The organism is Mesorhizobium sp. WSM2561 (assembly GCF_000513915.1).
Taxonomy (GTDB): domain Bacteria; phylum Pseudomonadota; class Alphaproteobacteria; order Rhizobiales; family Rhizobiaceae; genus Mesorhizobium; species Mesorhizobium muleiense.
Map to the genome: position 1 here is coordinate 1 of NZ_AZUX01000002.1, position 19,549 is coordinate 19,549.

At 63.1% G+C, this 19,549-nt stretch carries 16 protein-coding genes; 2 read left to right on the forward strand and 14 right to left on the reverse strand.

Going from position 1 to position 19,549, the window contains the following annotated elements; translation table 11 throughout:
- Window positions 1-52: 52 nt before the first annotated feature.
- The 5 genes from ugpC to M727_RS0103135 all read right to left on the reverse strand — a co-directional run bounded on the left by ugpC (window position 53) and on the right by M727_RS0103135 (window position 6,617).
- On the reverse strand, window positions 53-1,165 hold the full coding sequence (ugpC, locus tag M727_RS0103115; RefSeq protein ID WP_027151436.1) for a sn-glycerol-3-phosphate ABC transporter ATP-binding protein UgpC: 1,113 nt from the start codon (window positions 1,163-1,165) through the stop codon (window positions 53-55).
- A 25-nt stretch (window positions 1,166-1,190) separates the two neighbouring features.
- Window positions 1,191-2,849, reverse strand: a complete 1,659-nt coding sequence (locus M727_RS0103120) for an alpha-glucosidase (RefSeq protein ID WP_027151437.1) — start codon at window positions 2,847-2,849, stop codon at window positions 1,191-1,193.
- A gap of 4 nt (window positions 2,850-2,853) precedes the next feature.
- Window positions 2,854-4,008 (reverse strand): carbohydrate ABC transporter permease, encoded by a 1,155-nt coding sequence (locus M727_RS0103125; RefSeq protein WP_027151438.1) that lies wholly within the window; start codon window positions 4,006-4,008, stop codon window positions 2,854-2,856.
- A gap of 1 nt (window position 4,009) precedes the next feature.
- A complete protein-coding gene (locus tag M727_RS0103130) occupies window positions 4,010-5,023 on the reverse strand; it encodes a sugar ABC transporter permease (RefSeq protein WP_023796848.1) in 1,014 nt (337 codons plus the stop codon).
- A gap of 238 nt (window positions 5,024-5,261) precedes the next feature.
- A complete protein-coding gene (locus M727_RS0103135) occupies window positions 5,262-6,617 on the reverse strand; it encodes an ABC transporter substrate-binding protein (protein WP_027151439.1) in 1,356 nt (451 codons plus the stop codon).
- Window positions 6,618-6,977: 360 nt separating this feature from the next.
- Here M727_RS0103135 and M727_RS0103140 point away from each other — a divergent pair, with 360 nt between their 5' ends.
- Window positions 6,978-8,000 carry a substrate-binding domain-containing protein gene (locus M727_RS0103140; RefSeq protein ID WP_027151440.1) on the forward strand — a complete coding sequence of 341 codons (1,023 nt, stop codon included), beginning with the start codon at window positions 6,978-6,980 and terminating at the stop codon, window positions 7,998-8,000.
- A 38-nt stretch (window positions 8,001-8,038) separates the two neighbouring features.
- On the forward strand, window positions 8,039-8,500 hold the full coding sequence (locus M727_RS0103145; RefSeq protein ID WP_027151441.1) for an MAPEG family protein: 462 nt from the start codon (window positions 8,039-8,041) through the stop codon (window positions 8,498-8,500).
- 226 nt (window positions 8,501-8,726) lie between these two features.
- Here M727_RS0103145 and M727_RS0103150 read toward each other — a convergent pair whose 3' ends face one another.
- From M727_RS0103150 to M727_RS0103190, 9 genes are all read right to left on the reverse strand, one after another.
- Window positions 8,727-10,208: a S8 family serine peptidase gene (locus M727_RS0103150; RefSeq protein ID WP_027151442.1), complete on the reverse strand. Its 1,482-nt coding sequence runs from the start codon at window positions 10,206-10,208 to the stop codon at window positions 8,727-8,729.
- Window positions 10,198-10,866: a hypothetical protein gene (locus M727_RS0103155; protein ID WP_027151443.1), complete on the reverse strand. Its 669-nt coding sequence runs from the start codon at window positions 10,864-10,866 to the stop codon at window positions 10,198-10,200. The genes M727_RS0103150 and M727_RS0103155 overlap by 11 nt, the downstream gene beginning before the upstream one ends.
- Entirely contained in the window at window positions 10,863-11,429 is a 567-nt protein-coding gene (locus M727_RS0103160) for a sigma-70 family RNA polymerase sigma factor (protein WP_027151444.1), read from the reverse strand. The genes M727_RS0103155 and M727_RS0103160 overlap by 4 nt, the downstream gene beginning before the upstream one ends.
- A 325-nt stretch (window positions 11,430-11,754) precedes the next feature.
- Window positions 11,755-12,594 (reverse strand): alkaline phosphatase family protein, encoded by an 840-nt coding sequence (locus M727_RS0103165; RefSeq protein ID WP_027151445.1) that lies wholly within the window; start codon window positions 12,592-12,594, stop codon window positions 11,755-11,757.
- An 87-nt stretch (window positions 12,595-12,681) separates the two neighbouring features.
- Complete coding sequence (locus M727_RS0103170; protein WP_027151446.1) at window positions 12,682-14,271, reverse strand: ABC transporter substrate-binding protein; 1,590 nt, start codon at window positions 14,269-14,271, stop codon at window positions 12,682-12,684.
- Window positions 14,272-14,398: 127 nt separating this feature from the next.
- Window positions 14,399-16,051 carry an ABC transporter ATP-binding protein gene (locus M727_RS0103175; RefSeq protein WP_027151447.1) on the reverse strand — a complete coding sequence of 551 codons (1,653 nt, stop codon included), beginning with the start codon at window positions 16,049-16,051 and terminating at the stop codon, window positions 14,399-14,401.
- The gene (locus M727_RS0103180) at window positions 16,051-16,875 is read right to left on the reverse strand and encodes an ABC transporter permease (RefSeq protein WP_027151448.1); all 825 of its coding nucleotides are present in this window, start codon (window positions 16,873-16,875) and stop codon (window positions 16,051-16,053) included. The genes M727_RS0103175 and M727_RS0103180 overlap by 1 nt, the downstream gene beginning before the upstream one ends.
- 11 nt (window positions 16,876-16,886) lie before the next feature.
- Window positions 16,887-17,846, reverse strand: a complete 960-nt coding sequence (locus tag M727_RS0103185) for an ABC transporter permease (protein WP_023796836.1) — start codon at window positions 17,844-17,846, stop codon at window positions 16,887-16,889.
- Window positions 17,847-17,862: 16 nt separating this feature from the next.
- Entirely contained in the window at window positions 17,863-19,452 is a 1,590-nt protein-coding gene (locus M727_RS0103190) for an ABC transporter substrate-binding protein (protein WP_023796835.1), read from the reverse strand.
- Between the last annotated feature and the right edge of the window lie 97 nt (window positions 19,453-19,549).

Genomic DNA, 19,549 nt, shown 5'->3' on the forward strand with positions numbered 1-19,549 from the left:
CCCGCCGCTCTCGTTTTTGGGTCACCAAACTCCATCAGTTCGGCTGCCGCTCTCAGGCTGCCTTTGCTTCCGCTTTGTGGAGCGTGAATGAATGTCCGTCGGCATCGAAAATATGCAGGTCGCCGGCATCGGCATTCAACCGCAGCGCAGCGCCGCGCTTGACCTCGACATTGCCTGGCAGCTTGGTCACCAGCGGCAGGTCGGCGCGGCCGATGTCGACATAGACGAGCTGGACCTCGCCGAGCTGCTCGACATAGTCCACTGTTCCCTCGAAAAGATAATCGGCGCCGGTGGCGATCGTCAGATCCTCCGGCCGCACGCCGAAGCTCACCGAAGCGCCCGTCGCCGAGGCCGGCGTGGCGATCGGCACCGTCGCCTTGCGGCCGCCGACATGGCTGACGATGGTCGGGTTGCCTGATTTGTCGATCGTGGCCGGCAGGATGTTCATGGCCGGCGAGCCGATGAACTGGGCGACGAACAGATTGCCGGGTCTCTTGTAGAGCTCCATCGGCGTGCCGACCTGCTCGATATGGCCCTCCTTGAGCACCACGATGCGGTCGGCCAGCGTCATCGCCTCGACCTGGTCGTGGGTGACGTAGATCATCGTTGTAGCAGGCATCGATTCCTTGAGCTTGGCGATCTCGATGCGGGTGGCGACGCGCAGGGCCGCGTCGAGGTTCGACAGCGGCTCGTCGAACAGGAAGACCTTGGGGTTGCGCACGATCGCGCGGCCGATGGCGACGCGCTGGCGCTGGCCGCCCGACATCGCCTTGGGCAGGCGGTCGAGATATTTGGTCAGCTGCAGGATTTCCGCCGCCTGGCGCACTCGCTTGTCGATCTCGGCCTTGCTCTCCTTGCCGATCTTCATCGAGAACGCCATGTTGTCGTAGACGGTCATGTGCGGATAGAGCGCATAGGACTGGAACACCATGGCGATGCCGCGCTTCGACGGCGGCACGTCGTTCACCACCTCGCCGGCGATCTTGAGCTCGCCGGAGGTGATTTCCTCAAGCCCGGCGATCGACCGCAGCAAGGTCGACTTGCCACAGCCCGAAGGGCCGACGAAGACGATGAACTCGCCCGACTTTATGTCGAGGTCGATGCCGTGGAGAATGTTGAGATTGCCGTATGATTTCTTCACTTGCCTTAGCGTGACATCGGCCATGGGTTCCCTCCAGTGAACTGCAAATTCAATCGATACGCCCGAACCAGGCGCCGTAGCCGCCGAGGCGGATAAAGCCGGCGTCAGTCTGTTCCGAAAACCCGTGGCCCGGCAAGGGCTGCAGCGAGCGTCCGCCGAGATTGACTTCGGCCGGTCGGCTGCCGAGATTGAAGGCGCAGACGATCTGCTCATTGCCCTCGCGGCGCGTGAAGGCGACCGTATCGCCCTGGCTTTCGATGAACTCGATGTCGCCCTTGGCCAGCGCCGGATGCAGACGGCGGAAAGCGAGAAAGCGCCGGTAGTGTTCGAGCAGCGAACTGTCGTCGCCCTGCTGCACATCGACCGCCTGCGAAAGGTGCTTGGCAGGCACGGGCAGCCAGGGCTTTGCTGTGGAGAAGCCGCCATTGCCGTCGGCGCCATTCCAGACCATCGGCGTGCGGCAGCCGTCGCGGCCCTTGAATTCCGGCCAGAACCGGATGCCGTAGGGGTCCTGCAGATCCTCGAATTGCAATTCCGCCTCGCCAAGACCGAGTTCCTCGCCCTGATAGATGCAGGCCGAGCCGCGCAGCGACATCAGCAGCGCCGAGATCACCTTGAGATAAGCGGTCTGGTCGGCCTCGCCGGCCGCCCAGCGCGAGGCAGTGCGCATCACGTCGTGGTTGGAGAAGGCCCAACACGACCAGCCGTCGCTGGCGACCTCGCCAAAGGCTTCCAGCACCGAACGCACCTTTGTCGCGCTGATCTTCTCGGGCGCCAGGAAGTCGAACGAATAGCACATGTGCACGCGCTTGCTGCCGGCGGTATAGGCTGCCACCACCTCCAGTCCGCGCTGCGAATCGCCGACTTCGCCAACCGCCGCCGTCGCCGGATATTCGTCGAGCAGGGCGCGGAAGCGTTCGAGGAAGCCAAGGTTTTCGGGGCGGCTCTTATCGTAGAGATGGTCCTGGTAGTTGTAGGGGTTGACGGAAGGAGCGGTCTGGTCGTTGCGCTGTTCGGGCGGCAGCGGCGGATTGTCCTCCAGGCCCTGGCTGTGGAAGTAGAAATTGATGGTGTCGAGGCGGAAACCGTCGACGCCGCGCTCCAGCCAGAAGCGGGTGACATCGAGCAGCGCGTCCTGGACTGCGCGGCTGTGGAAGTTGAGATCGGGCTGCTCGGCCAGGAAATTATGCAGGTAATATTGCTGGCGGCTGGTGTCCCACTGCCAGGCCGAACCGCCGAAGATCGACAGCCAGTTGTTGGGTGGCGTGCCGTCGGGCCTGGCGTCGGCCCAGACATACCAGTCCGCCTTCGGGTTAGTGCGGCTCGAGCGGCTTTCCTTGAACCATGGATGGATGTCGGCCGTGTGCGACAGCACCTCGTCGATCATCACCTTGAGCCCGAGCCTGTGCGCCTCGGCGGTCAGGGCGTCGAAATCGGCCAGCGTGCCGAACATCGGATCGACGTCGCAATAGTCGGACACGTCGTAGCCGAAATCCTTCATCGGCGACTTGAAGAACGGCGAGATCCAGATGGCATCGACGCCGAGCGCCGCGATATAGGGCAGCCTGCCGATGATGCCCCTGAGGTCGCCGATGCCGTCGCCGTTCGAGTCCTGATAGCTGCGCGGATAGATTTGGTAGATCACGGCACCTCGCCACCAGTCGACGGCGAGGTCGGGGCTCAACGTCGCTTTCACAGCGGATTGCATGATCTCAACCTCCCTTCACCGAGCCGGCGAGCAGCCCGCGGACGAAATAGCGCTGCAGCGAGAAGAACACGATCAGCGGCACGACAATGGTGATGAAGGCCGATGTCGTCAGGATCTCCCAATCGCCGCCGCGCGAGCCGAGCAGCGCGTTGAGCTTGGCGGTCAGCACGATCTGGTCGCCCTCGGTGCCGAGGAAAACCATCGCGACCAGCAGGTCGTTCCACACCCACAGGAACTGGAAGATGGCGAAGGAGGCCAGCACCGGGAACGACAGCGGCAGCACGATCTTGACGAAGATCTCGAAATCGCTGGCGCCGTCGATGCGCGCCGATTCCATGATTTCGCGCGGCAGGCCGGCAATGTAGCTTCTCAAGAGATAGATGGCGAAGGGCAGGCCGAAGCCGGTATGCGCCAGCCAGATGCCGAGATAGGTTTTCGACGGCACGCCGAAGAAGCTGCCGACGCCGTTGTAAAGCTTCAGCAGCGGGATCAGCGACATCTGCAGCGGCACGACCAGGAGCCCGATGATCACCGCGATGAGCAACGCCCGGCCGGGAAAGCGCATCCAGGCCAGCGCATAGGCCGCGAACGCCGCGATCAGGATCGGGATGACCGTCGCCGGAATGGTGACGGTCAGGGAATTCATGAAGGAGCGGCCGATGCCCTCCGAAAACAGCACCGTATTGTAATTGTCGGTGGTGAATTTCGGTGGCGCCGACGAGGCGTAGTAGACGCGCTGGCCACGCTCGCCCTCGAACGGCTTGGTCGAGGTCATGACGAAACTGCCGTCGGGGTTGAGCTGCAAGGTCTCGCCGTCGCCGAGATCGGCTGTCGTGCCGGCGGGATATTGCGTCGGCGCCGACGACTTGACGCCAAAGGCGCTGATGTCGCGGGCCGGATCATCGCCGAAGATGTTGCCCTCGAGGACGAACTTGCCGTCCTTCTCGACTTGCGCCGAGGCGGGTGGCAGCCGCCCCGCTTCCGTCTGCGTGGAACTGGCGAACGAGTTCCACCAGCCCGAGGCGATGATCTGGTCCTTGTCGCGCAGCGACGAGACGAGAATGCCGAGCGTCGGGATCGTCCAGATCGCGACGAAGAGGAAGACCGCGATATGGACGCCGAAACGGCTGGCAAAGGACTTTCCGGTCGAGACGGCCATCTCAATGTCCTCCCGTCTCTTTGTTGGCCTGGCGGATGTTCCAGATCATGATCGGAATGACCGCGATCATGATGATGATGGCGATGGTGGCGCCACGGCCGAAATCGCCGCCGCCGCGGAACATCCAGTCGAACATCAGATTGGCCAGCACCTGGCTGTTCCATTGGCCGTTGGTCATCGTCAGCACGATGTCGAACACCTTCAGCACCAGGATGGTGATGGTGGTCCAGACGACGGCAATCGTTCCCCAGATCTGCGGCACCATGATCTTCCAGAAGATCTGGAACGGATTGGCGCCGTCGATGACGGCCGCCTCCAGCGTCTCCTCGGGAATGCCCCGCAAGGCAGAGGACAGGATGACCATCGCAAAGCCGGTCTGGATCCAGATCAGGATGATCATCAGGAAGAAATTGTTCCAGAACGGCAGCGATATCCAGACCTGCGGCTGGCCGCCGAAATATTGGATGATGGCGTTGAGCAGGCCGATCTGCGTCTGGCCAGCACCACGATACTCGTAGATGAATTTCCAGATGACGCTGGCGCCGACGAACGAGATGGCCAGCGGCAGGAAGATGAGGCTCTTGGCGATGGTGCCCCACCAGATCTTGTCGGTGAGGACGGCGATGATCAGCCCGAGGAAGGTGCAGGCGGCAGGCACGACCGCCAGCCAGATGATGTTGTTGAGGATGGAGGTGCGGAATTCGCGGTCGCCGAACGCCCATTCATAATTGGCGAAGCCGACGAAATTGGCGCCACCGCGATCGAGGAACGACAGCCTCAGCGTCTCCACGACCGGGTAGATCAGGTAGATGGTGAGGATGATCATGGCCGGGCCGACGAACAGCCACGGCCGGATCATCCCCTGCCGGCGCAGATTGTCGATGGCCGCCGCACCTGCAACGCCGCGCGACGGGAAGATGATGTCCACCAGCTTGTTGGCGCCCCAGAAATAGGCGACGCAACCGCCGACGCCGACGACGATGACAAATATGGCCGAGAAAATCTGAGCCGCCACGGGTCCCTCCCTCTGCGCATGATCCGCCAGTCGGGAATGACTTTGGCGACGTGATCACAGGCCGATTCAGTTATTTGGAACGCGACCGGGTGCAAGGCAGGTTTTTGCTCTTGCTGGTCGCGCGTCATGCCGGAATGTGCTCATAAAAATTGCTGCGGTGCGGGCCGCCGGTCGGATCCGGGCCACCGAGGCCCGGATCCATGCGGGATCGGCAGTCCGAACGTTCAGCCGGGACCGCCTACTTGATCGCGTCCCAGCTCTTCTGGATATCGGTGGCGACATCCTGGGCGGACTTGCCACCGACGAGATCGATCATACCGGTCCAGAAGGCGCCGGCGCCGATCTTGCCCGGCATCAGGTCGGACCCGTCGAAGCGGAAGGTCGAGGCTTCGGCGAGGATTTCGCCCTGCTTCTTCAGCGCGTCGCTGGCATAGGCGTCCTTGTTGACCGACTTGAACGGCGTCACGAAGCCGCCCTGGGCCATCCAGATCTCATGGGCGAGCGGCATCTTCAGGAATTCGATGAACGCGCGGGCACTCTTGCTATCCTTGGTGATCATGGCCAGCGTGCCGGCGCCGAGCACCGGGGTGCCGAGGTCGGGCTTGGCAGCGTAAGGTGGGAAGTAGAAGAAGTCGGCGTCCTGGCCGATCTCGGTGCCTTCCGGGAAGAAGGTCGGGATGAACGACGCCTGATGGTGCAAATAGCATTTCGGCGGCACCGCGAACAGGCCTTTCGGGCTATCGCGAAAATCGGTCGCCGCCACCGCCTTGGCGCCGCCGTCGACCATCTTGTCGTCGGTCGCGATCTTGCCGAAAATGTCGATGGCGTTGACCACCGCCGGGTCGTTGAATGGAATCTCGTTCTTCACCCACTTGTCGTAGGTCTCGGGCGTCTGGGTGCGCAGCATGATGTCCTCGACCCAGTCGGTCGCCGGCCAGCCGGTGGCGCCGCCCGAACCGAGCCCGATGCACCAGGGCGTGCCGCCGTCGGCGATGATCTGCTTCTCGAGCTCGGCGAGCTCTTCCTGCGTCTTCGGCACCTCGTAGTCGGCTTCCTCGAAATTGTCCGGCGAGTACCAGACCAGCGATTTCACGTCGGCCTTGTAGGGAAAGGCGAAAAAGCCCGGCTTGCCATCTTTGTCGTTGAAGGTGCCGAGATCGACCCATGACTGGCCGGCGCCATAATTGTCCTTGATCCAGTTGGCGGTGTCGTCGCCGAGCGGCGTCAGCAGGCCCTTGGACGCCAGGTCCTGGATCAGGCCCGGCTGCGGCAGCACGGCGATGTTGGGCGGGCTGCCGGCCTGCGTGTCGATGACGATCTGCTGTTCGTAATTTTCCGACGAGGAGTACTTGACCTCGGCGCCGGTGGCTTCCGAGAAATAGTCGAGAACGGTGCGGATGAGGCCCTCGTCCTCGCCGCGCCATGGCCCGAAGATCGACAGCGTCTCGCCCTTGAGGTCGACTTTCTTGAGCTCTTCGTAATTCGCCCAGTTGAAGCGGGGGTCTTCGCCCGGCTTGAACTTCAGTTCGGCTTGCGCCGGTGCGCCCAGGGCGAGCGCGACAAAGGCGGCGCTCAGCAGAAGCATTTTCCTCATTGGTATTCCCTCCCAGTGGTGACAGACACCGGACGGAACCTCCATCCGTCCGCCGACGCTGCAGGACTGTGACTCACTCGGAAAGGAACCGCAACCTTTCGGAGAGTCTTCCAAAGCGCTTTGGTCTTCGCAATCACGCCACTGAATTAATCAGAAGTCAAGGGGCTGGTAAACTAATCGATTTAATTTCACGGCCGCAAGAGCAAACAAAGTGCGCTGCAGCACCATTTTGGGTGCTGCAACAGCAAATTTTGCTTCAAACCGGTTAGAAAGGGTGCTTATGATCGTCGCATCGGTAGCGCTCGCCGCCGTGGCGCGAGCGACCCATAGTTAAAGCGCTTTGAGGCTTGGAGGCCTCCGGTGAACCTCAAACAGCTTTCCCATATGCTGGCGCTTTCGCAGACGACGGTAAGCCGCGCGCTGAACGGCTACCCGGAAGTCAACGAGGAAACGCGCCGGCGGGTGATCGACGCCGCCAAGCGCCACGGGTACCGTCCCAACCCGAGCGCGCGTCGGCTGGCTACCGGCAGGACCGGGATGATCGGTTATGTCTTGCCGACCGGGGCGGCCGTTGACATCGACCCGCATTTCGTCGAATTCCTCTCCGGTCTCGGCGACTACGCCCGTTCGCACGAATTCGACCTGGTGTTGTCCCCGGCCGATGCCGACGACCAGGAGACGACCTATCGGCGTATCGTCGCCAACCGGCAGGTCGACGCCGTCTACATCTCCTCGCCGAGGCCGGCCGACCGGCGGGTGGCGCTGGTCAACACGCTCGGCATTCCCTTCATCGTCCATGGCCGCAGCGAAGGGCTCGATTTCGACTACCCTTTCACCGACATCGACAATGAGGGCGCCTTCCACGAGGCGGCACGGCTGCTCGTCCAGCTCGGTCACCGGCGGCTGGCGCTGATCAACGGCGACGGCCGCGAGACCTTCGCAATTCATCGCGAGCGTGGCGTGCGCCGGGCGCTGGCGGCGAGCGGCTTGGTGCTTGACGAAGGCGATGTCTGTTCCCTCGCCATGACCGAGGAGAATGGCTACCGCGCTGCCAGACGGTTGCTTGAGCGCAGCGATGCGCCGACCGCGATCGCCTGCTCCAGCCTGATCATGGCGCTCGGCGTCGTGCGCGCGGTGCGCGATCTCGGCCTGACCATTCCGGGCGACCTGTCGCTGATCGCCCATGACGACGTCTTCCCCTGGCTGAAGCCGGAGAATTTTTCGGTGCCGTTGTCGACGACGCGTTCGTCGATCCGCCTGGCCGGCGCGCGCGTCGCCGAGCGGCTGGCAGCGCGGATTTCCGGATTGGAAGAGGGCGCCCGCGGCGAAGTCTGGCCGGTCGACCTGGTGATCAGGGGATCGGTCGCCGGCGCACCGGCCTAGTCGTCGCATGGCTTTTGAACCGTACTGAGGAGGAGGACATGCAGCAGCTCAGTTTCGAAAATCCGGTGTTTGCGGCGTTTGCCATATCAGCAGCGATAATGGGGCTGAAGGCTGTGGCAATGTCCTGGCTGACCGTCATTCAGATGATGAGGTTCAGCAGTGGCTTCCGCTCGCCGGAAGATCTCAAGCGGACACCGTTCAATCCCTCGCCTGACCCTAAACAGTTACAGCCGGACGAGCGCGTGGAGCGGATTCGCCGTATACAACTCAACGATCTGGAAAACCTGCCGTTCTTTTTCATGGCCGGCGCTCTTTATGTGCTGACCGATCCGCCGCTGGTCCAAGCCCAATCGCTGTATTATGGCTACGCCGTTTCGCGTCTGCTGCATTTCGCAGCGTACTTCACAGCGCAAATCCACGAAGTGCGCGCCACCTTTTGGACCGTCGGCTCTCTCATCATCGTTTACATGGCGGTCGTCGCGCTGCTGCACGCTTTCTGATCGATTGTTTCGAAAGTAGCTCAGGCGATTCATGTCGTGGTGGTTTTGAGAACGGCAGCGCCACCAAGGTGTTTAATTCCCCGCGCTGTGCATGCGCCGTCCCTTGATCGCCTTTTCCAGCCCGATCTCCATTTCGGGGACCGACCCACTATGTGCCGCCTGAATATGATCGGTGGCTTCGGGAAAGCCAAAAGTCACAAACGGCAGAAGCGTTCAGGCGCCAGACCTATTCTTTCGCCGCCTCGGCCGCCTCGATGTTGAGCAGTCCATAGCCGAAATCATTGTCCCTCCCCTTGGGGCCGAGATCCCTGGCCGTGGCGGCCAGCGCTTTCTCGACCCAGTCGGCGGAACGGTCGGGTGCGGCATGCAGCAGATTGGCGATCGCGCCGGTGACGATGGCTGCTGCAAACGAGGTGCCGGTGACGACATCCGAACCGGCGCCGCTCGGCGCCACCATCTCGACGCCGGGAGCGGAGAGGAAGACGTAGGCGCCGCGATTGGCCTGCTGCATCAGCCCGTCCTTGGCATCGGTGGCAGTCACCGCGATGACGCCGTCGAAGGCGGCCGGGTAGCCGTAGGGCGCCTTCGGTCCGTTGTTGCCGGCGGCGGCGACCAGCACTATGCCCAAGGCGCGAGCATTGCGGCAGGCGACGCCGAGCAGGTCGTTCTTCGGGCCGACGAAGCTCATATTGATGATGCGGACGTCTTGCTCCGCCGCCCAGTCCAGCGCCGCAAGGATGACGTCCATGGTCGACTTGCCGCCCTCGAAGGCGCGGGCGTGGTAGATCCTGGCGCCCGGCGCCATGCCTTTGAGCGCGCCGACGCCGGCGATCAGGCCGTCGATCGAGGTGCCGTGATCGCGCGCCTCGATCGGCACGTCGGGCATGGCGTCGAACTGATCGGCGATGACGCCCGAGAGTGCTGGATTGGTATCGTCGATGGCGGTGTCGATGACGGCGATGCGTACATTCTCGCCGCTCGCCCCTTTCGCATCGAGCGCGATGCGCTCGAAGGCATAGTTGACGATGGTGGCTGCCTGCTGCAGCGCGTAGACATGGTTGGGCTCGCGCCACAAGGTGCGGCCGTCGGCGGCAAGCTGCGCCAGCACGACGCCGACCGGGCGGCCATCGGGAATGCCGAAGCGTACCAGCGTGGCGCCGAGCAACTGAGACTGGCGCTGCGAGCGCACCTCGAGGCCAAAGGAGGCGGCGATCTGCTGGACGGCGTCGCCCTCCACCGTCACCAGCACCTCGTCCGGCACGAAATCACCGACGACGGCGCGCGGCGGCTCGGCCGCGACCAGATCGCTGGGCGAAACGATCGGCCCGCCTGCAGCAGCGGCTTGTTGTATCGCTGTCGCACCGGCAGGCGGGACCGGCGGCGGCAACGCACCGCTGGCCGGATCGCGGCGCGGATCGGGCGTCGGCAGCGGCGCTTGGCCGCCGCCGACAGGATTTGGGAACAGGTCGACGATCAGCGCGGGAAGAAACACTGCATTTGTCGCGGCGGAACCTGCACCGGGCCTTTCGCCGCTGCCATCCTCTGTGTCGCGTTTGATGCAGTCGGCCGCCGTCGCCCCTCGGTTGAGGCAGTCGATTTCAGTCTGCGTAAGGTTCGGATCATTGGTCTGCGCCAGGGCAGGTGCAGCGCCGATTATCATCGCCGCCACAAGCAGCGCCGCAAATCGGATGACCGCCCTAGCCGCCATCGACCGGTTTCCTTCCCTCGACCACAGCCTCTGCAAACGGCTGGGCGGCGATCAGGCCGAGCACTTTTTCATAGTCGGCTACGGTCGCGGCCGGGATGCCAAGACGGAAGACACCTTCGGCGGTCGGGCCGCCGGCAATCTTCAGCTGGTGCTCGCCAAGAAAAGCGACAATGTCGGCCATCTTCGCATCCGGCTTGAACGTGACCAGCGCGAACGGCATTTTCGCAAGATCGCCTTGCTGGCCGGCAATTTCGAAATCGCTGTCGATGCCGCCGGGCCGCTCAAACGACTGCATCACAACAAGTGCCAGCAGAGCCGCGACCGCAGCCCAGGCGACGCCGGCGGGCACCGCCGTGAAGCGGCCCCACGCTTGCGTCAGCCGGGACGACGCTACCGGCGCGCGCGCTGGGCCGGCCTCGGCGTCGAGCGCCCGGGCGAAGCGGCTGAGCGCATCGGCAGGCGGACGGATCGCCTCATTGGATGCAGCGGTGCCGGAGAATTCGGCTTCGGCCTCGCCGAGTGCGGCAAGCGCTGCCGGGTCGGTCGCCAGCCATTCCTCGACGGCTTCGAGCTCTGCACCTTCCAGCGAGCCATTCAGATAGAACGGCAGCAGCGTTTCCATTTCATCGCGGCGCGACATCTTTTCAGCGGCGCTCATGGCCACCCCCTGTCGTAACCGGCGGCCTTGAGGGCCTCGCCGAGTTTCTTGCGGGCATAGAACATTCTGGTCTTGACGGTGGCGACCGGGATACCGAGCACCTCGCCGATCTCGCTCACCGACTGTCCGTGGTAGTAGGCAAGGTCGATCACCGTGCGGTGTTCTTCCGGCAAGGCATCGATGAAGCGCCGCAACGCGGCGCCCTTGTCTTCCTTCATGGTGACGACTTCCGGAGAGTCGGCGCCGTCGGCGACCTGGGCCGCGTCATCGTCGTCTATCCAGTCTTCCTTTTTCTTGCGCAGCGACGACAGCGCCTTGAAGCGGGCGATGCCGAGCAGCCATGTCGAGACTTCCGAGCGCCCCTCGAAGCCGGGCGCCTGGCGCCAGAGTTCGAGAAACACCTCGTTGGCGATATCGTCGGCCATCATTTCCGATCCCGTCTGGCGCACCACGAAGCGGTAGACCCGCGCGTGGTGGCGCATGAACAGGAGCCGCACGGCGGCACGGTCGCCTTTGGCGACCCGGCCGACAAGCGCGCGATCGGTTTCCGCGGCTGCCGTCATGGCCGGTCGAGCCGCCTGGCTCCTTTCTGCTCTGTCGCTGATCGGCCCAAAAAGGTTCACCGCTATCGCCCGGATTATCCTGAAAGCTAGCCGAAGAGCGGCAGCGTTGCCAGAGGGAGCTTCTTCCCTTCTCCCCCCTGTGGGAGAAGCTGGCCGAGCGAAGCTCGGTCGGATGACGGGTGCTGAACGGATCGCTACACCGAAGAAATAAGCGCTTCAAATCCCTCAATATTTTCACGGCGAGTTTCTTACAACACCCCTCATCCGTCTTGTCGCTTCGCGCCAATCCACCTTCTCCCACAGGGGGAGAAGGGAAGACGCGTGTTCAGTCCAGGAACGGCCTGGCCTTCATCGTCGCGGGCACCGGCACGCCGAGGCGCGCAAGCACCGTAGGCGCAAGCTGCAACTGGTCTAACAGAGCGTCGGCCTCCGGCCCCATGCCGGGCCCGAAGTAGTAAAGCGCGAAATCCTGCATCTCGTCGTCATGACCGCCATGATGGCCGCGATCGGTCTGGCCGTGATCGGCTGTGACGATCACCTCGTAGCCGGCTTCCCGCCAGCGCGGCAGGAAGGCTGAGAGCATGCCGTCCATCGCATAGACGGCGTGGTCCATCTCATGGCAGTCATGGCCGAAGCGGTGGCCCATCGAGTCAAGCGTGCAGGTATGCAGTATGCCGTAGTCGATGCCGTGGCGCCTGGTCAGCATCGTCAGCGTCGCGAACAGGTCGACGTCGCTCGGCGTCATCTGATTGCGGGCGTTGTAGCCGGTCATGGTGTGGAACCGGCCATGCGTGATCGGCCCGCCGGGCTCGTCGAACTCCATGTCCTCGACCAGATCGAACGGATAGGCCCGGAAGAATTCGGACCAGTAGGAATGAGTGACCGCGCCGGTCTTGCCGCCGGCCTTGCTGACCTCGGAGAATATGTCGGGTTGCTCAACGCGGAACCGGTTCTCGTTGGTCAGGATGCCGTGCACTTGCGGCGCCACGCCAGTATGGATCGACGCATAGCAGCAGGCCGAGGTCGACGGCAGAACGGAGCGCATCTTCCAGACGCGCGCTTCGCCCGATTGCACCCAGCCTTCGAGATTGCCCATCAGCCGGCGCCAATTGCGATAAGGCACGCCGTCGAGGATGATCAGCAGAAGTTTTGTCTCGAGCGCCACGGGCCGCTCCATGCGATTGGCAGTTGAGATTGGAGCGCCGACTGGGCACACGGCGCTTTTGTATATGGATCAACGGGCAGGATTTGGCTAGGCCGCCAGCCAGCACTCGTTCAGGGCATAGCCGTCCATCATTTCGCCGATCGGGCTCTTGGCAAAACCGCCGATCTTGTTGGTCGCCGCCGCATCGATGAACTGGTTGAAGAAAGGCACGATTAGCCCGCCCTCGTCGCGCATCAGCACTGCCATATCATGATAGATCGCCTTGCGCTTGGCCTGGTCGAGCTCGCCGCGCGCCACAAACAGCATCTTGTCGAATTCCGGCCGCTTGAACCGCGTGTCGTTCCAGTCGGCGGTCGAGACATAGCCGGTGGAATACATCTGGTCCTGCGTGGCGCGCCCGCCCCAATAGGAAAGCGAAAAGGGCTGCTTGTTCCAGACCTCTGACCAGTAGCCGTCACCGGGCTCGCGCTTGATCTCGATCTTGATGCCGGCTTTGGCGCAGGACTGCTGATAAAGCTGGGCTGCGTCGACGGCGCCCGGGAAAGCGACATCGGAGGTGCGCAACACGATCGAGCCGCTATGACCCGATTTCTTGTAGAGCGCTGCCGCCTTTTCCGGATCGAACTTGCGCTGCTCGATGTCGGCCGAAAACAATGGATAGGCTTCGTTGATCGGGAAGTCGTTGCCGACCGAGCCGTAGCCGCGCAGGATTTTCTCCAGCATCTCATTGCGGTCGATGGCGAGCTTCAGCGCCATCCTGAGGTCGTTGTTGTCGAAAGGTGCGGTGTCGCAGAACATATTGAACGGATAGTAGCCCTTGCCCGAGACGTTCTCGATGGAGACTCCGGGTATGCGCTTGACCAGATCCACCACCTTCGGCTCGACGCGGTTGATCATGTGGACCTGGCCGCCCTGCAGGGCGGCCAGCCGCGCGGTTGCGTCGTTGATGACGATGATCTCGATCTGGTCGGCATGGCCGGCCTTGTCGCCGCGCCAGTAATTGGCGAAGCGCTCGCCGCCGTGGCGCACGCCGGGCTGGTTGACGGTGACTTTATAGGGGCCGGCGCTGATGCCGGCACTCGGATCGTCCTTGCCGCCGTTCGGCTGGATGGGAAGATGGTAGTCTGCCATCAGATAGGGGAAGTCGGGATCCGCATCGCCGAGCGTGACGATGACCTCCTTGCCGCTTGCCTTGACCGTCTTGATATTCTTCAGGACGCCGAGCGCGCCCGACTTCGATTTCTCGTCGGCGTGGCGTTCGATGGTGGCCGCAATATCCTCCGCCGTGACGGTCTTGCCATTGTGGAACTCGATGCCGTCGCGCACCTTGATCGTCCACGTCTTGGCATCCGAGGATGCACCGATCTCTTCGGCGATGAGATTTTCCAGTTTGTTGTCGGGGGTCAGCCGGACCAGGTATTCGCCCCACTGCTTGCCGAAACTGTAGGTGACCTGGCTGAGGTTGAGTGCCGGATCGAGACTGTTGGTCGATTCTCCGCCTTGCAGGCCGGCCTTGATCGTTCCGCCTTTTACAGGCGTCTGGGCGAAGGCTTTGCCGGCCAGCGTCGTCGCCAGTGCTGCCGATACGCCAAGGGCTGCGGCGCGGCCGAGGAAGTCGCGGCGCGATATCCGACCCTGGCCGGCGAGGGTCGCGAGATGGTCGAGTTCAGTCGTCATTTTTCCAGATCCCCTTTCACGAAGAACAGCTTTGCACGAGCGGCGCCCGTTCGCGTTTGATCCTCTTCGCTCAGCGTTTCATCCGGATGACGGAAGCAGCGTTCTTTCCGAATCGTGATGCCGCGCGCTAATTCCCCGCGCTGGCCATGCGCCGTCCCTTGATCGCCTTTTCCAGCCAGCCGATCTCCATCTCGGGAACGGAGGACAACAAAAGGTCGGTATAGGCGTCGAAAGGCGGCGCCAGCACCTGGCTCTTCGCGCCGTAGCGCACCACCTCGCCGCGATACATCACTGCGATCGAATCGGCGATCGACTTCACCGTGGCGAGGTCGTGGGTGATGAACAGATAGGCGACGTTTTCCTCCTTCTGCAGCTCGAGCAACAGCTTCAGGATGCCGTGGGCCACCAGCGGGTCGAGCGCCGAGGTCACCTCGTCGCAGATGATCAGCTTCGGCTTGGCGGCGAGCGAGCGAGCGATGCAGACACGCTGCTTCTGGCCGCCGGAAAGCTCGGCCGGGTAGCGGTCGATGAAACCCTTGCCCATCTCGATCTTGTCGAGCAGCTCGGCGACGCGGGCGTCACGTTGCCTTCCACGCAGACCGAAATAGAATTCGAGTGGCCGGCCGATGATGGTGCCGACGGTCTGACGCGGGTTCATCGCCACGTCGGCCATCTGGTAGATCATCTGCAATTGCCGCAGATCCTCCTTGGGCCGGTCGGCAAGCCGGTTGGCGAGCGGACGTCCATCGAAGGTGACTGTACCGTGTTCGGGCGGCAACAGGCCGGTGACGGCTCGCGCCAGCGTCGACTTGCCCGAGCCGGACTCGCCGACCACCGCCAGCGTCTGGCCTGGATAGATGTCGACCGAGACGTTCTTCAGCACCTTGATGTGGCTGCGGCCATAGGCGGCGGTGATGTTCTTGACCGACAGGAACGGCGTCGTGCCGGGCTTCTGTTCCTGGTGCTCGATCTCATGCACCGAGACCAGCGCATTGGTGTATTCCTGGCGCGGTGCCTTGATGATCTGGCGGGTGCCGCCCCATTCGACCAGCCGGCCGTGGCGCAGCACCATGATCTCGTCCGACACCTGGGCGACGACGGCCAAGTCGTGGGTGATGTAGAGCGCTGCGACATGTGTGTCGCGGATGGCGTCCTTGATCGCCGCCAGCACGTCGATCTGCGTCGTCACGTCGAGCGCCGTGGTCGGCTCGTCGAAGACGATCAGGTCGGGCTCTGAGCACAGCGCCATCGCCGTCATTACACGCTGCAGCTGACCGCCCGACACCTGGTGCGGAAACCGCTCGCCGATGCTTTCGGGGTTCGGCAGGCTGAGCTTCTTGAACAGCGCGACGGCGCGTTTTTCGGCCGCGGCCCGTGTCGCCGTGCCGTGCAGCAGCGTCGCTTCGACCACTTGGTCCATCAGCCTGTGCGCCGGGTTGAAGGCCGCCGCCGCCGATTGCGCGACATAGCAGACCTCGCGCCCGCGCAACTTCCGAAAGCCCTCCTTGCCGCCTTTGAGGATATCGCGACCGTTGAGGATGACCTCGCCGCCGGTGATGCGGACGCCGCCGCGACCATAGCCCATCGAGGACAGGCCGATGGTCGACTTTCCGGCGCCGGACTCGCCGATCAGCCCGAGCACCTTGCCCTTCTCGAGCGTCAGCGAAACGTCGTGGACAAGCACGATGTTCTTGGGCGGCTCGCCCGGCGGGAACACCGTGGCCTCGATGCGCAGATTGCGGATATCGAGCAGCACGGACTTTGCTCGCTGGTCAGCCATCACCCGCGCCCTCCCTTCAGGCTTGTCGTGCGGTTGAGCACCCAGTCGGCGACCAGATTGACGGAAATCGCCAGTGCGGCGATCGCCGCCGCCGGGATGAGCGCCGCCGCTATACCGAAGACGATGCCGTCCTTGTTTTCCTTGACCATGCCGCCCCAGTCGGCGCTAGGCGGCTGCACGCCAAGGCCGAGGAAGGACAGCGTCGACAGGAACAGCACGGCATAGATGAAGCGCAGGCCGAGTTCCGAAACCAGCGGCGACAACGCATTGGGCAGGATCTCGCGGAAGATGATCCACACGCTGCCTTCGCCGCGCAGCTTGGCCGCCTCGACGAAATCCATGACATTGATGTCAACGGCGACCGCCCGCGAGAGGCGGTAGACGCGGGTCGAGTCGAGGATGCCCATGACCAGGATCAGCGTCACCAGATTGGTTGGCAGCACGGAGAGCACGACGAGGCCCATGATCAGCGTCGGGATAGACATCAGGAGATCGACAAGGCGCGACATAAGCGTGTCGAACCAGCCGCCGAAAACCGCCGCCGAGAAGCCAAGGATGGCGCCGAGCGAGAAGGACAGCGCGGTGGCCAGCACCGCGATGAACAGCGTGACGCGGGCGCCGTAGATCATGCGCGAAAGAAGGTCGCGGCCGAGATTGTCGGTGCCCAGCAAATGTGTCGCCGACATCGGTGCCCAGACGTCGCCGACGATCTCGCCATTGCCGTAAGGCGCGATCCAGGGCGCGAAGATCGCCGCCAGCACGAACAATGCCGTCAGCACCAGGCCGATCAGCGCAGGGATGGGGATGCGTTTTATGTCGAGCACAGCGCCGCCCCTCACTTCGGATGTCTGAGACGCGGATTGGCGACGATCGCCGCTATATCCGCAATGATGTTCAGGCTGATATAAACCGCGGCGAAGATCAGGCCGACCGCCTGCACCACCGGTACGTCACGCTTGGTGACGTGGTCGACGAGATACTGCCCCATGCCCGGATAGACGAAGATCACTTCGACAACGACGACGCCGACGATCAGGTAGGCGAGGTTGAGCATGACGACGTTGATGATCGGCGCAATCGCATTGGGGAAGGCATGCCTGCGAATGACGGCGAATGCCGAAAGCCCCTTGAGCTCCGCCGTCTCGACATAAGCCGATTGCATGACATTGAGGATCGCGGCGCGCGTCATGCGCATCATGTGGGCGAGCACCACCAGCGTCAGTGCCGCCGCCGGCAGCATGATCGCCTGCATGCGCTCGCCGAACGGCATCCCGTCATAGACCGTCGAGATGCCGGGGAAGATCTGGTATTTCACGGCAAAGAAATAGACGAGCACATAGCCGATGAAGAATTCGGGAAACGAGGTCGAGGCAAGCGCCAGTCCGGAGATCAGCTTGTCGACCCAGCCATTGCGGTAACGCACCGCAATCAGGCCGAGGATGATCGCCAGCGGCACGGCAACGACCGCCGCCCAGAAGGCGAGGAACAGCGTGTTCCACAACCGCCCCTTGATCGACGTCGCAATATCCTGCCCGCTGGACATGGCGGTGCCGAGATCACCGGTCACGACGCCGCCGAGCCAGCGGAAATAGCGGATAAAGGCCGGATCGTTGAGGCCGAGCTGCTCGCGCAGATTGGCGAGCGACTCCGGTGTCGCCGACTGTCCGAGGATGGCTTGCGCGACGTCGCCGGGCAGGATCTGGGTGCCGGCGAAGATCAGGACCGATACGGCCAACAGCAGGAGGATGCCCAGCGCAATGCGCTGGGCCACCAGTTTCACGATGGGTGAGGACATATCCGCAAGGCCGGGCTCAGGCTTCGAGCCAGCACTTTGCCAGAGCGTACCCGTTCATCAGCTCCTGATGCGGATCGTCGACCCAGCCGGCGACCTTGGCGCCCGTCGCGTCGATGAACTGGTTGAACATCGGCAGGATCAGGCCACCTTCGTCGCGGACGAGCATCGCCATGTCGCGATACATCGCCTTGCGCTTGGCTTCGTCGAGCTCGGCACGCGCCGCCAGCACCATCTTGTCGAACTCGGGACGCTTGAAACGCGTGTCGTTCCAGTCGGCCGTCGACAGGTACGCAGTCGAGTACATCTGGTCCTGCGTCGAGCGTCCGCCCCAGTAGGAGGCGCAGAAGGGCTGCTTGTTCCATACTTCCGACCAGTAGCCGTCGCCCGGCTCGCGCTTGATCTCCAGCGTGATGCCGGCCTTGGCCGCGCTTTGCTGGAACAGCTGCGCGGCATCGACGGCGCCGGGGAAGGCGACGTCCGATGTCCTGAGCAGGACGGCGCCGTCATGGCCCGACTTCTTGAAATGAAACTTGGCCTTGTCGGGATCGTATTTGCGCTGCTCGATGTCCTCGGAAAACAGCGGATAGGCCGAGTTGATCGGGAAGTCGTTGCCGAGCGAGCCATAGCCTCTGAGGATCTTGTCGAGCATCTCCTCGCGGTCGATCGCCAGCTTCAGCGCCATGCGCAAATCGTTGTTGTCGAACGGCGCCGTGTTGCAATGCATGATGAAGACGTAGTGGCCAGGACCCGCATGGTTGCGGATGGTGACGCCGGGCAGCCGCTTGATCAGGTCGACGATCTTCGGCTCGACGCGGTTGATCATGTTGACCTGGCCGCCCTGCAAGGCCGAAGTGCGCGCCGTGGCGTCGTTGATGACGATGATCTCGATCTGGTCGGCATGGCCCATCTTGTCGGCCTGCCAGTAATTGGCGAACCGCTCGCCGCCATGGCGCACGCCGGGCTCGTTGGTGGTGATCTTGTAGGGTCCGGCCGAGATGCCGGCGTCGGCCTTGTCCTTGCCGCCATTGGGCTGGATGATCAAATGGTAATCGCTAAGCAGATAGGGCAGGTCGGCATTGGCTTCCTTCAGCGTCAGCACGACTTCCTTGCCGCTGGCCTTGATGCTCTCGATGCCTTTCATGTAGCCGAGCGCGCCCGACTTCGACTTCTCGTCCGAATGGCGTTCGAGTGTGGCGGCGACGTCCTCGGCGGTTACCGTCTTGCCGTTATGGAATTCGACGCCGTCGCGAATCTTCAGCGTCCAGACCTTGGCGTCGTCAGACGAGCCGATCTCCTCGGCGATGCGGTTCTCGAGCGTGCCTTCCGGGGAAAGCTCGACGATCAGTTCGCCCCACATCTTGCCGAAGGCGAACGGCACCTGCGTCATGAACAGGGCCGGATCGAGGCTGTTGGTGGACTCGCCGCCGACCAGGCCGGCCTTCAGCGTGCCCCCCTTGACCGGACCCGCGGCGCGCGCCGCACTTGAAAGCAGCGAGTTGGCGAAGGTCGCGGTGACGCCGAGCGCTGCCGCCCGGCCGAGAAAATCACGACGGCTCAGTTTGCCGGACGCGACGCGCCGGCTGAGAAATTCCAGTTCGTTTGACATGTTGAGTTCCTCACTCTGTTGGTTCGACCTTGTGGTCGTTTTTTATCATTTCTTGTGAGGAGAATAATGACCGCAAGGGAACGCCGTAAGCAAGACC